At 68.5% G+C, this 13,526-nt stretch carries 10 protein-coding genes; 4 read left to right on the top strand and 6 right to left on the bottom strand.

Translation table 11 applies throughout. The features are described 5' to 3' along the window. Positions 1 to 67: 67 nt before the first annotated feature. The 4 genes from JOD62_RS05975 to JOD62_RS05990 form a co-directional block, all read right to left on the bottom strand. Positions 68 to 1,612, bottom strand: a complete 1,545-nt coding sequence (locus JOD62_RS05975; RefSeq protein ID WP_204938400.1) for a hydantoinase/oxoprolinase N-terminal domain-containing protein — start codon at positions 1,610 to 1,612, stop codon at positions 68 to 70. Then, positions 1,612 to 2,724 (bottom strand): DUF917 domain-containing protein, encoded by a 1,113-nt coding sequence (locus JOD62_RS05980; protein WP_204938401.1) that lies wholly within the window; start codon positions 2,722 to 2,724, stop codon positions 1,612 to 1,614. Before JOD62_RS05980 ends, JOD62_RS05975 begins: the two co-directional genes overlap by 1 nt. Then, on the bottom strand, positions 2,721 to 4,046 hold the full coding sequence (locus tag JOD62_RS05985) for a cytosine permease (RefSeq protein ID WP_204938402.1): 1,326 nt from the start codon (positions 4,044 to 4,046) through the stop codon (positions 2,721 to 2,723). The genes JOD62_RS05980 and JOD62_RS05985 overlap by 4 nt, the downstream gene beginning before the upstream one ends. A gap of 86 nt (positions 4,047 to 4,132) precedes the next feature. Then, positions 4,133 to 4,711, bottom strand: a complete 579-nt coding sequence (locus JOD62_RS05990; RefSeq protein ID WP_204938403.1) for a TetR/AcrR family transcriptional regulator — start codon at positions 4,709 to 4,711, stop codon at positions 4,133 to 4,135. Between the two features lie 120 nt (positions 4,712 to 4,831). Here JOD62_RS05990 and JOD62_RS05995 point away from each other — a divergent pair, with 120 nt between their 5' ends. Then, entirely contained in the window at positions 4,832 to 7,348 is a 2,517-nt protein-coding gene (locus JOD62_RS05995) for a DEAD/DEAH box helicase (RefSeq protein ID WP_204938404.1), read from the top strand. Positions 7,349 to 7,357: 9 nt separating this feature from the next. Here JOD62_RS05995 and JOD62_RS15145 read toward each other — a convergent pair whose 3' ends face one another. Together JOD62_RS15145 and JOD62_RS06005 are read right to left on the bottom strand one after the other, a co-directional pair. After that, complete coding sequence (locus JOD62_RS15145; RefSeq protein WP_204940080.1) at positions 7,358 to 7,462, bottom strand: helix-turn-helix transcriptional regulator; 105 nt, start codon at positions 7,460 to 7,462, stop codon at positions 7,358 to 7,360. 1 nt (position 7,463) lies between these two features. After that, the gene (locus JOD62_RS06005) at positions 7,464 to 8,981 is read right to left on the bottom strand and encodes an SDR family oxidoreductase (RefSeq protein WP_204938405.1); all 1,518 of its coding nucleotides are present in this window, start codon (positions 8,979 to 8,981) and stop codon (positions 7,464 to 7,466) included. 175 nt (positions 8,982 to 9,156) lie between these two features. On the opposite strand from JOD62_RS06005, the gene JOD62_RS15075 reads away from it, so the two are divergent. From JOD62_RS15075 to JOD62_RS06020, 3 genes are all read left to right on the top strand, one after another. Next, complete coding sequence (locus tag JOD62_RS15075) at positions 9,157 to 10,764, top strand: PucR family transcriptional regulator (protein ID WP_204938406.1); 1,608 nt, start codon at positions 9,157 to 9,159, stop codon at positions 10,762 to 10,764. 146 nt (positions 10,765 to 10,910) lie between these two features. Then, positions 10,911 to 12,500 carry an ABC transporter substrate-binding protein gene (locus tag JOD62_RS06015; RefSeq protein WP_204938407.1) on the top strand — a complete coding sequence of 530 codons (1,590 nt, stop codon included), beginning with the start codon at positions 10,911 to 10,913 and terminating at the stop codon, positions 12,498 to 12,500. Positions 12,501 to 12,524: 24 nt separating this feature from the next. After that, complete coding sequence (locus JOD62_RS06020) at positions 12,525 to 13,523, top strand: ABC transporter permease (RefSeq protein ID WP_204938408.1); 999 nt, start codon at positions 12,525 to 12,527, stop codon at positions 13,521 to 13,523. The last annotated feature ends 3 nt before the right edge of the window (positions 13,524 to 13,526 follow it).

Raw genomic sequence — 13,526 nt, forward strand, 5'->3', positions numbered from 1 at the left:
AAGAACTGTCCTTTGAGGGAGGTTACCGAAATCCCGGCATACGTGGGACTGCAAAAATGCAGAGGCGTCAGCCGATCAGGCGACCCACCGCGCGCGCACGGATCAGCACCTGCTGACCGTCCGAGTAGGCGGCCGGCAGCTCTTCGATCGCGACCACCTCGATCGTCTCCCGGGCCGCTCCCGCTTCGGCCGCGCGCTCCCTGGCGGCCTGTGCGGCATCCGCGCGCGCCGCGCGACGACCGGGCTCGGTGCCATCCACCCGATAGATCTTCTCGACCTGTCCAGCGACGTCGCCGAGTGCGGCGCCCACGGCATTTGCTGCTCCGAAGTGGTCAGGGCGCAACAGGTCACTGACACCGTCGAGAACCTCGGGAGCGATGATGCCGCCACCGCCCACGAGAATCACGGGCACGGGTGCGGCGCTCGGCTTCATGCGGTCGATGCTGTCTTCGAGCAGGGTGCGGATGCCCCGCCATGCTGCATCCGCGACGGTCGACGTCACCTCGGGGGCGGCGGTGCCGTTGATCTCAGCGGCACCGACGGCGAGCGCGATGTCGGTGGCGGTGAGGGTGTCACCACCGAAGGCGAGCCCTTCAGTGAGCAGGCGGTAGCCGACGCTGTCGGGCCCGACGCGGGTGCCCTCGTCGCGGATGATCGTGCCGCCGCCGAGTCCCACCGACAGCACATCGGGCATGCGGAAGTTCGTGCGGATGCCACCAATCTCGACGGCGTGCGCCGACTGGCGGGGGAAGCCGTCGATGAGCACGCCGATGTCGGTCGTGGTTCCGCCGATGTCGACGACCAGGGCGTCGCTGATGCCGGACAGATGGGCTGCGCCGCGGATGGAGTTCGTGGGTCCGCAGCCGATGGTGAGCACGGGGAACTCGAGGGCGTAGTCGAGGCGCATGAGCGTGCCGTCGTTCTGCCCGAAGTAGGGTTCAGCGGCGATACCGCGTTCGCGGAGCGCGGCGACGAACCCGGTCGCCATCTGCGTGAGCGTCTGCATGAGTGCAGCGTTGAGCACCGTGGCGTTCTCGCGTTCGAGCAGGCCCAGCGAGCCGATGCGGGCGGATGCCGATACCGGCACGCCGAGCTCGTCGGCGACGATCCGGGCGACCTGCTGCTCCTGCGATTCATCGATCGGCGAGAACACACCGACGACGGCGACCGCGTCGACCTGCCCGCGCATCCGAGCGCAGGCGGCGCGCACGGCGTCGTCGTCAATGGGCGACAGCACCCGTCCGTCGACCTCGAACCCCCCGGGCAGAAGCACGACGTGCTCGCCGATCGCCGCCTTCAGGTCTTCGGGCCAGCCTTCCAGCGGGGGCACGGCCGTCGTTGCGGGGGCGCCGAGGCGCAGGATGCCGACCCGGCCGAGTCCGCGTCGTTCGACGATCGCGTTGGTGCAGTGCGTGGTGCCGAGCATGGCGTGACTGATCTGCGAGGGGGCGATCCCGGACAGCTCCAGCACGGCGTCGATCGCTGCGGCGACCCCGTCGCCGGTGTCTGCCGTTGTCGGCCGCTTGACCGAGGCGATGACGGTGAGGTTTTCGTCGAGCACCACGGCATCCGTGTTCGTGCCGCCGACGTCGATTCCGATGCGGTGGCCCATCAGCGACCCTCCTTCTGGGTTGCGAACTGTTCGACGGGCACCCAGTCCACGTCGTATCCGAAATGGTCGGGGCCGGCGGTCGCAAGGCCCATCGGGGTGCGCCAACGGTCATCACAGGGGATACCGATCACGGTGACCCGTGCGCCGTAGCGCACGTCGTCGGTGGTGATGGGCATTCCGGTGGCGAGATCGAGCACCGCGATGAGGTCGGGCGTGACCGCAGCGATCTGGCCATCACGACGGGCCAGGAGCATCTCGTTCTGGAAGTCCAGGCGGAAGGTCGCGCCGCGGTCGCCTCCGACACCGTCGAGTTCGGCGGCACCGCGCGTGAAGCCGCCGTCGACCTCGCGCTGCAGATCACTCACCTTGCCGTCGAAGAGGCGATAGGCGCCGAGATCGTCACAGAGCGCGTCGATGCGTTCGTCGTCGCGCAGCTCGTCACCAGTGGCGCTGCGACCGCGCAGGATGCTGCCGATGCGCTTCGCAAGGGTGAGGGTGCCCGGGATCGCGCATTCGCGCACCACGTCGCCCCCGTAGGCGTAGTCGATCATGGTGGCGCCGCCGCCCATCTCGACGACGGCGGCGCGGGCGAGCCGTTCCGACCATTCGCCGTTCACGGGTCGGCTGACGACCTCGTTGCCGAAGTGGTCGACGAGCACCGTGGCGCCGGGCCCGTACCCTGCCAGATGGAAAGTGACCATCTGCGCCTCGGGGAACGCACGCCCCATGGCATCTCCATCGACCACGGGAAGCCCGGCAAGGGCTGCCGCGGCGATCGGGATCATCGAGTTGCCGCCACCCACCTCGATCGGCATGACCGCGGTGGGCTTTCGCCCGACGGCCCGCTCAATGGCCTCAAGTGCGGCCGTGAGCTCGGATTCGGCCATGATGCGCTCGACACTGACCGACGGCGCCCCGATGCCGCCGACGGGAACCACGAAGTCATCATCGGTGAGCTCCTCGACCGCCAGCAGGCGCACCGGACCGTGCAGACGAATCAGCCGCTTGGCCATGAGCGAGCCGACGTGCGGATCGCCGCCGCCGCCGGTGCCGAGCACGGCGGCGCCGACGGCGATCTCGTCGATATCGGCGTCGGTGATGAAGGCGCTCATGCGGCGACCTCCGTCGCCGGGGCGTCAGGAGTGACGGTGCGGTTCTGCGACAGCATCCGACGTACCCCGAACAGAACTAGATACGCGACGAAGCTCACCAGCAGCCCGTCGAGGGCCGAGATCGTGGTGAGGGTGAACCAGCCGAACCCAGGCCCGTCGAGCGGATTGGTGGTCGCGAACGCGGCGAGGATGCCGAGCGCCCAGGCGGCGATCGCCCAGCTCTCGACCCGTGCGACGGCGGCACCGGGCGCCCAGCGCGCCGCGCGGCGCTCTGCCAGGAACGACGCCAGGTACACGCCGCCGAACGGGGCGATGATCGTGCCGATCAACAGAATGAACGGCACGAAGTAGTCCACGGCACCGAGCACTCCGAGCAGCACGCCGATGGCGCCGAGCACGGCGGTGACGGTGCGGCGACGGAACTTCGGCGAGATCGAGGAGAACGCAAGACCCGCCGAGTACACGTTGGTGGTGTTGGTGGTCCACTGCGCGAGGATCAGCACGATGACCGCCGCACCGCCCAGGCTGATGGCGAAGAACATCGCCATCAGGTCGGTCTGGTCGAGCACGCGGGCGAGCAGGAGGGCGACGACGAGGATGATCGAGTTGCCGAAGAAGAAGCCGACGAAGCCAGCGGCCATCGCCTGACGGGGCGTCTTTGCCCAGCGGGCCATGTCGGGGGCCAGCACCACGCCCAGGATGAAGATGCCCATCACGAGCGACACGGCACCGCCGAAGGTGAACAGGGGCGTGACCTCAGCGGTGAGCCCGTCAGTGCCCCGGGTGACGAACGCGACGATCACTCCCACGACGAGCAGAATCAGCAGCAGCGGTACAGCGAGCGCACTGAGACGGTTGATCGAGCGGTAGCCCCAGAACGCGGTGAGCACCATCAGCACACCGCCGACGGCGACGAAGACCTGCACCGGGATGTCGAATCCGGTGAGCGCGGAGAAAGCGCTCTGCGCGTTGACGCCGAAGAAGCCGGCCTGCACCGAGAACCACCCGACGAGGCTGATCGAGATGGCGAGCGCGAGGATCGCTCCTCCGGCCTTACCGAACACGGCACGGGAGATCATCGCGGCCGACAGCCCCGACGACGCCCCGACATAGGCGGTACACATGGCGAGCAGGCCCAGCAGCAGTGAGCCGAGCATCGTCGCGGCGAGGGCGGAACCGAAGTCCATGCCGGCGGCGAGCTCGATGCCGAGGAAGGCGCCAGAGAGATCGATGCCGATTGCCACCCACACCGCCGCGATACTGAACCAGTTCTTGCGCTGGTCGAGGGGAACGACGCCGTGTTCGTAGTCCGTGAGCTGCATGGGTGTCCTTGGAAATGGGAGAGGCAGGCTCCTGGCGGGAGCCTGCGTCGGTGCGAAGAGTGTGGGAGGTGACGCCGGACGACCGGTCAGGCGGAGAGGGCAGCCGAGAGGTAGCGCCAGGCGTCGTCGAATCGTCGTCGATACACCTCGGGCGAGTAGTGCGTGAGCTGCAGGAAGAGACCTTCCATCAGCACGAACACCAAGGCGATGAAGCCGTCGGCGTCACCCGCACGGAATACGCCTGCGGCCACGCCATCGTCGTACGCGCGGCGCACCGCGTCGGCGAGGCTGGTCTCGGAGGTGAGGAAGATCTCGCGGAGCTCGGTGCCGGCCGGGCCGAACTCGGCGGTCGGCGCACGCAGGCTGAACTCTGCGAGTTCCGGGCGATCCTGGTAGTAGACCTCGATTCCGGCGAGCAGGTGACGCAGCCGGGTGAGCGGGTCGAGGTCGGTGCTGGAGTCGACGAGGGCATCGAAGAACGCGGTGTGGTCCACGATGACCTCGGCGTACACGGCCTGGTAGAGGCTCTCTTTGTTGGAGAAGTGCGCGTACAGCGAGGGCGTTTTGATGCCGACGGCTTCGGCGATCTCGCGAAGGCTGGTCTCGGCGTACCCCTTGCGTGCGAAGAGCGTGCGCGCCTCCGCGAGGATCCGTGCCTTGGTCATGAGTGCCGATCGACTGCCGTTGCCTAACGATGATTAGTTAGGCAGAGACTAACCCCTGATCAGTGGTCGTGCAAGACGAGAGTTCGCGGACGCGCTTCGCACATAGGGGATGATCGAAGGATGCGCCTCGACCCCACCGCCCTCCGCGACTCCGGGGCCGCCACAGACCCGGATGCGATCTATCTGGCCTTCGTCGAGTGGGCGGAGTCCACCGGCATCTCGCTGTATCCCGCGCAGGACGAGGCGATCATCGAGATCGTCTCCGGTCAGAACCTGATCCTCTCGACCCCGACGGGCACCGGAAAGTCGCTCGTCGCGATCGGCGCGCACTTCGCGGCCCTCGCCACGGGACGCCGCACCTACTACACGGCACCGATCAAGGCCCTGGTCAGCGAGAAGTTCTTCAGCCTCGTCGACATCTTCGGCCCGGAGAACGTCGGCATGGTGACAGGCGACTCCGCGGTGAACGCGGATGCGCCGATCATCTGCTGCACCGCAGAGATCCTCGCGAACCTCGCACTGCGCGAGGGACCGGACGCCGATGTCGGCCAAGTCGTCATGGACGAGTTCCACTTCTACGCGGACCCCGATCGCGGATGGGCCTGGCAGGTGCCCCTGCTGACGCTCCCGCAGGCACAGTTCGTGCTGATGTCGGCGACGCTCGGCGATGTCACCGAGCTCGCGGAGGACCTCACCCGCCGCACCGGCCGCGAGACCGCAACCGTCACCGGCGTCGAGCGCCCCGTGCCCCTGCACTTCTACTACGAGACGACACCGATCCACGAGACGATCGAAGAGCTGTTGTCCACCGGGCAGGCGCCGATCTACATTGTGCATTTCTCGCAGGCGGCCGCGATGGAGCGCGCGCAGGCACTGTCGAGCACGAAGATCGCCAGCCGCGAGCAGCGCGATGAGATCGCAGAGCTCATCGGAGCATTCCGCTTCACCACGGCCTTCGGAAAGACGCTCTCACGCTTCCTCCGCGCAGGCATCGGCGTGCATCACGCCGGGATGCTTCCGAAGTATCGCCGCCTCGTCGAGCAGCTCGCACAGCGCGGCCTGCTGCGCGTGATCTGCGGTACCGACACCCTCGGGGTCGGCATCAACGTGCCCATCCGCACAGTGCTACTCACGGCGCTGACGAAATTCGACGGCACCAGGATGCGCCAGCTCAACGCCCGCGAGTTCCACCAGATCGCAGGTCGAGCCGGCCGCGCCGGCTTCGACACCGCGGGCACGGTCGTGGCGCAGGCCCCCGAGCACGAATCCGAGAACATCGCCGCGATCAAGAAGGCCGGCGACGACCCGAAGAAGAAGCGCAAGATCGTGCGCAAGAAGGCCCCCGACGGCTTCGTCTCGTGGGGAGAGCCCTCGTTCCAGAAGCTCATCGCCGCGGAGCCTGAGACGCTCACCTCGCACCTGCAGGTCACGAGCGCCATGATCCTGAACGTGATCGGCCGCGGCGGCGACGCCTTCGCGACGATGCGCGAGCTCATTTTCGACAACCACGAGCCGCGAGCACGCCAGCGCGAGCTCGCACGGCGCGCTCTCGGGATCTACCGCACGCTGCGCGACTCCGGCATCGTCGAGCAGACGCCAGACGGAAGCATCCGCCTCACCGTCGACATGCCGCCGCACTTCGCGCTCAACCAGCCGCTCTCTCCCTTCGCTCTCGCCGCCTTCGAGCTTCTCGATCCCGAAAGCGCGACGTTCGCGCTCGACATGATCTCGATCGTCGAATCCACGCTCGATGATCCGCGTGCGGTGCTGGGGCAGCAGGAGTTCCTGGCGCGGGGCGAAGCCGTCGCGGAGATGAAGCGCGAGGGCATCGAGTACGAGGAGCGCATGGAGCTGCTCGAGCAGATCACGTACCCGAAGCCGCTCGACGAACTGCTGGGCGCGGCGTTCGAGACCTACAGCGCGGCGCAGCCGTGGATCCGCGACTTCGAGGTGCGCCCGAAATCCGTCGTCCGCGACATGTACGAGCGGGCGATGTCGTTCGGCGAGTACGTGGCCTTCTACAAGATCGCCCGGTCCGAGGGCGTGGTGCTGCGCTACCTCTCGGACGCCTACCGCGCGGCATCGCAGACGATCCCCGAGCATCTCAAGAACGAGGATCTGCGCGATCTGATCGAGTGGCTCGGCGAGCTCGTGCGACAGGTCGACTCGTCGCTGCTCGACGAGTGGGAGGAGCTGGTCACCGGCACCGACAACGGCATCGTCGATCTGCACCGCCCCGACGACGAGCCGATCATTCCCCCGGCGCCGAAGCGTCTCACCACGAACGTGCGCGCCTTCCGCATCCTCGTGCGCAACGAGCTGTTCCGCCGTGTGCAGCTCGCCGCCCGAGAGGACGTCGAGGCGCTGGCTGCGCTCGACCCGGAGTTCGGAGCGGCGGGGTGGGATGCCGCGTTGGACGCCTACTTCGCCGAGCACGACGAGATCCTCACGGGTCCGGATGCGCGCAGCTCAAAGCTGCTCATCCTCGAGGAGGGCCCGACATCCTGGACGGCACGGCAGATCATCGACGACCCCGCGGGCGATCATGACTGGGGCATCTCGGCGACGATCGACCTCGCGGCCTCCGATGAGGCCGGCGAGGCCGTCGTCACCGTGACCGCCGTGAACCGACTGTAGAGGTGCGCGTCAGGTCTGTCCGGCCAGGCGTCGGTACTCGCTCGGCGTGAGCCCGAAGACCTCACGGAAGGAGCGGGCGAAGTAGTTCGCATCCGCGCCCGCTGGAGGGGGCAGATCACCAGGGGTGCGGCTCGTAGTCCTTCAGGAAGACACCGTGGATGTCGTCGCCGGCCTCGCCGCGCACGATCGGGTCGTAGACGCGGGCAGCACCGTCGACGAGGTCGAGCGGGGCGTGGAAGCCCTCCTCGGCCAGGCGCACCTTCGTGAAGTGCGGGCGCTCATCGGTGATCCATCCGGTGTCCACGGCCGTCATGAGGATGCCGTCGGTCTCGAACATCTCGCCCGCGCTCGTGCGCGTGAGCATGTTGAGGGCGGCTTTCGCCATGTTGGTGTGCGGATGCCCCGGCCCCTTGTAGCGACGGGCGAACTGCCCTTCCATCGCAGAGACGTTCACGATGTACTTGCGACGTGCCTGCGAGGCGACCATCGCGGGGCGCAGACGGCTGATGAGCAGGAAGGGCGCCGTGGTGTTGCACAGCTGCACCTCCAGCATCTCGAGCGGTTCGACCTGGTCGACCGACTGCACCCAGCTGTTCGTGCGGTTCACGTCGGGGACGAGTCCGCCCGCGTCGATCGCGGTGCCGTCGGCGTGCTTCGCGAGTGACGAAGATCCGGGAGCCATCGCAAGGCGTGCCAGGTCTTCTGCCGTGAGCGCCTGACCTCCCTGCTCGGCGACCGTGCCGCCGAGCGCGGCGACCGACAGCAGCGGATGCGCATCGACCGACGCCTGCAAGGCCTGCGGGTGCGGGTCGGCGGTGTGGCCGAAGGTCTCCATCTCGGGCAGCGGTCCATCGGGCAGCGGCTGCAGCTCGGCATCCGCAAGCAGCGAGTACGCACCCGGCGAGCGCCGCACGGTCTGGGCCGCGTTGTTGATGAGGATGTCGAGCGGCCCTTGCGCTGCGACCGAGTCGGCGAGGCCGATCACCTGCGCGGGGTCACGCAGGTCGATGCCGACGACGCGAAGGCGGTGCAGCCAGTCGCCGGAATCGGGCAGCGCCGAGAAGCGGCGCACGGCGTCGCGCGGGAAGCGTGTCGTGATCGTGAGGTGTGCTCCGTCACGCAGCAGGCGCAGCGCGATGTGCATGCCGATCTTCGCGCGACCGCCGGTGAGCAGCGCACGCTTTCCGGTGAGGTCGGTGCGGGCGTTGCGCTTGCCGTGGCTGGAACGGGCGCACTGCGGGCAGAGCTGGTGGTAGAACGCGTCGACGATCGTGTACGGCTGCTTGCAGATGTAGCAGTTGCGCGGCTTGAGCAGCTCACCGGCGATCGGAGCGTCCGTGACACTCGTCTCGAGATCGAGTCCGCGGGTCTCGTCGTCGATGCGGTCGGGGGCGCCGGTGGCTGTGCGCGCGACGACGGCCTTGTCGGCCTCGGCGATGGCATCGCGGATCTGCTTGCGGCGCACCCGCTTGACGGCCTTGAACATCGCCGCGGTCGCGTGGCGCACCGCGATGTAGTCGGGGTGCTCTTCGTTGATCGTGTCGAGCTGCTTCAGGACGCGCAACGTCGTCGCGAGATCTTCGGGGTCGAGGCCGTCGCCAAGGTCGTCGGGCACGGCAGGCGAGTCGGTCATTGGGCTGATTTTACGCGAGTGGGCTGGGAGGAGCGCCGCGGGTGGGGGCGGGCATTCCCCCGAGAAACCACTTCCTGCACGAAACACCACGCCTGCACGTGCGTCTCGCGCGGGAAGTGGTTTCTCACGAGAGGCGAGAACGTACGCTGGTGGAAATCCAGAGGGAGGTCTCGCCGTGTCCGCAGCACGCATCCGCCAGCAGACGGTCGGCGACGGCGCTGCGCGCCTCAGCCTGGTGCCGGTGCTGATGAGCGCCCCGAGCGCGAGCCGCGTCTTCACGCGCACGATGCTCCATGAGGACGGCGAACTCGCGAACGCGCAGGACGCGCTCATCCTCGGTGTCGGAGTGCGCACCGCAGAGGACGTGGCGGATGCGGCACGCGAAGCCGTTCGCGCCGGGGCCGCGGCCCTCGTCGTGCGTGAGCCCGTCCCCCTCGACGACGAGACCAGGGCTCTGGCGGAGCAGGGCGCGCTGGCGATCCTCGGCGCACCGATCGGCGTCGACTGGCTGCGCCTGGCCTCCTATCTCGCGGAAGAGCCGACGACCGCCCGGTACGGCATCGATGACGACGGGGATGCGGCGGCGGCATCCGACCTCTTCGACCTCGCCAACTCGCTCTCCTCGGTCCTCGGCGGGCCGGTGACGATCGAGAACAATGCGCACCGCATCCTCGCGTTCTCTGCCGACCAGGCCAAGGGCGATGAGGCCCGCAAGCACAGCGTGCTCGGCCACCAGGTGCCGCAGTACTACACCGAGATCCTCGCCCGATCCGGGGCGTTGCGCCGCATCGACTCCTCCGCCACGCCTGTGTTCCTCGGTTCCATCGGCGAGGGGATCCTGCCCCGTGTCGCAATGCGCGTGCGGGCAGGAGGCGAATCCCTCGGCTCGATCTGGGCCATCGTCGACGACGAGCTGACGCCGCTCCAGACCGGCGCGCTGACGGAGGCGGCCGCGGTGGCGTCGATCACGCTGTTCCGCCAGCGGGCGAGTTCGGATGCGGCCCGCCGTCTCCGCGCGAACGAGGTTCTCGACCTGCTCGCCGGCGGGGTGCAGGCACGTGAGGCGGCAGAGCGCCTCGGCTACGGAAGCGCGCCGACGTCGATCCTCGCGGCGGCGCCTGCGGGGCGCTCCGGCAGCCCGAGCGATGAGGCTGCGAACCTGCAGCGTCTCGCTGACGCGCTCGGCCTCTACCTGCACCAGCTGCACCCCCTGTCGGTGGCCGCCCCCGTCGGTGGCACCGTCTACGCCGTGCTGCCGCACCTGCAGGAGCATCCGTCCGCCGACTTCGCGCGGCAGGTGGCGTTGACGTTCTCCGAGCGCTTCCGGCACGGACGCGCCGTCGTGGTCGGCGTCGGCGGTCCTGCCGCGCAGGTGACCGAGCTGCAGCATGCCCGCGCCGCAGCCGATCGTGCCCTGCGCGTGCTGGCGCACTCGTACCGCGATGCGCAGTCGCGCCGGGTCGCGACCGACGACGAGGTGCAGATCGAGTCGCTGCTGCTGCGTCTGTCGGATCAGCTCACCGCCGACGGGGTCAGCGCGACCGGACCACTGGTCGACCTGCGCGCGCACGACGCCGCGCACCGAACGGAATACGTGGCGACGCTCGCGGCCTGGCTGGACGCGTTCGGCGACGTCGGCGTGGCCGCGGAGACGCTGCACGTGCATCCGAACACCTTCCGCTATCGCCTGCGCAAGCTGAATGCGATCGTGGGCACCGAGCTCTACGACCCCCAGCGGCGCTTCGGACTGATGCTGCAACTGCGACTTTTCGGCATGATCTGAGGTTCTCTTCGCCGACCCCCGCGGAGCGGGTTGTCCATTTCGACAACAGACCCCGGAAAGTCTGTCTTCCTCGACAATGCCATCCGCGCGCGATCAGGTTGGGTAGAGGGAACGCACTCACAGCATCCACCCGATCCGGAGGCACCATGCGATCCCGAATCCTCGCGCCCCTCGCTCTCGCAGCCACGGCCGCGCTCACCCTCACCGCGTGCGCGGGCGGCGCTGCCCCCGCAGGCTCGGGCGAGCCCGCCGTCGACGGCACCTTCACGATGGCGCTCAACGCCGACCCCGGCAACCTCAACCCGCTGCTCACCGCGGGCAGCCCGACGCACCAGCTCGCACAGCTCAGCTACGACTTCCTCGTCTACGTCGACCCGACGACCAGCGAGGTCAGCCCGTGGCTCGCCGAGTCGTGGGAAGAGACGCCGTCCTCGGCGACCTTCACGCTGCGTGACGACATCGTGTGCGCGGACGGCACCCCGCTGACCGCCCAGACCGTCGCCGACAACATCACGTTCGTCACCACGGAGGACAACAAGTCCGCCCTGCGCGGCGTCTACGTCCCCGCGACGGCCAGCGCTGTCGCTGACGGCAACACCGTCACGGTCTCGACGCCCGCCGCATCCCCCTTCCTCCTGCTCAACCTGTCGCGTCTGCCGATCCTCTGCGACGCCGCCCTCACCGACCCGGAGTCGGCCACCACGGGCACCGTGGGATCGGGCATGTACGAGCTGACCGCCTCGGTCGCGAACGACAGCTACACCTACACCCGCCGCGACGACTACACGTGGGGACCCAACGACGCCACCGCCAAGACCGAGGGCACTCCGAAGACGGTCGAGGTGAAGATCATCACGAACGAGTCGACGGCGGCCAACCAGCTGCTGTCCGGCGAGATCAACGCCGCCATCATCACCGGCGCCGACCAGGAGCGTCTCGACTCCTCCGGCTTCGCGGCCGCCGAGAGCGGCGCGATCGCGGGCGAGATGTACTTCAACCACGGTGCGGACCGTCCGACCTCCGACGTCGCCGTGCGCACCGCGCTCGTCCAGGCCGTCAACCTGCAGGACCTCGCCGCCGTGATCACGGGCGGCCGTGGCATCCCGTCGAAGAGCCTCGTCTCGACCGACCCGCGCGCCTGCGTCGACGACACCGTGACCGGCAACCTCCCCGCGTTCGACCCCAAGGCCGCAGCCAAGACGCTTGAGGGGGCCGGCTGGGCGAAGGGCGCCGACGGCATCTACGCCAAGGACGGCCAGCCGCTGAGCCTGCGCTTCTTCTACGACTCGATGGGCGACACCTACGACGCCGCCGCCGATGTCGCCCTTCAGGCATGGACCGAGCTGGGCGCCGACGTCGAGGTCACCTCGGGCGACTCGAACAAGACCGTCGAGGTGCTACTGAGCGGCACGGACAACTCCGGCTGGGACATCTCCTGGGAGCCCATCTACGTGAACCTGCCGAGCATGCTGGTGCCGTTCTTCAGCGGCCCCGCCCCGGCCGAGGGCCTGAACTTCCTGCAGGTGAGCAACCCGGAGTACGACGCCGCCGTGGCCGCAGCCACCGAGCTCGTCGGGCCCGAGGCCTGCGCCGCGTGGGCCGACGCCGAGAAGGCACTGTTCGCGCAGACCTCGGTCGTGCCGTTCGCCGACTCGATCAAGAAGACGTACTTCAACGGTGCGGAGCTCGCCTTCGGCACCAGGATCTCGGGTCCGGCACTCCGGGTCACCAAGTAAGAGAATCCTCACGATAGCGACACGATGACTTCAATCGACGCGACCCTTCGCCCGCGGCGGACCTCCTGGTTCGCCGCGGGCGGCTGGCCATCCTTCCTCCTGCGCCGCCTGGGGCAGTTCGTCCTGTCCCTCTGGGGACTGGTGACGGCGGCGTTCCTGATGCTGCAGCTCATCCCCGGCGACCCGGTGCGCATGGTGGTCGGAATGAACGCCTCGGTCGAGGTCGTCGAAGACATGCGTCGCCAACTGGGCCTCGACCTTCCGCTGCATGAGCAGTACTTCCGCTTCCTGGGCGGGCTGCTCACCGGAAACCCGGGCAACTCGCTGAACCTGCAGCAGCCCGTGTTCGAGGTCATCGCGGCTCGCCTGCCGGCGACGCTCGAACTCGCACTTCTCACGATCGTCGTCGTGCTCGTCGTCGCGGTTCCCCTCGGGATCCTCTTCGCCGCCCTCACCCGCGGCGGACGCCGCCGCGGACTCGAGGTCGGCTACACGTCGGTCACCGGCATCTTCGCCGTGGTCCCGGAGTTCCTCTTCGGCGTCGGACTCGTCTACATCTTCGCCGTCGCGACGCACCTGCTGCCGGTCGCTGGACGCACGGGGCCGGCGAGCTACGTGCTTCCGGTCGCCGCGCTCGCGCTCGGCGCCACCGCATCGCTCTCGCGGATCGTGCGCATCGAAGCGCTGAACGTTCTCGACACGGACTACATCCGCACGGCGCGCGCGAAGCGCATGCCGGCCGCTCTCCTCTACCTGCGTCACGCGCTGCCGAACCTGCTCACACCGACGCTGACTCTGGCGGGCATCATGCTCGGCTCGCTGATCGCGGGCACGATCCTGGTGGAGAGCATCTTCGCCTGGCCCGGTCTCGGGCAGACTCTCGTCGCCTCGATCACGGGCAAGGACTACCCGCTCGCCCAGACTCTCGTGGTCGTGTACGGCGGGATGGTGCTGCTGATCAACCTGATCGTCGACATCGTGCTCGCCCTCATCGATCCCCGCTCCACGATCACGGAGGCGTGAGAC

The sequence above is a fragment of the Microbacterium keratanolyticum genome (assembly GCF_016907255.1).
Classification (GTDB): Bacteria; Actinomycetota; Actinomycetes; order Actinomycetales; family Microbacteriaceae; genus Microbacterium; species Microbacterium keratanolyticum.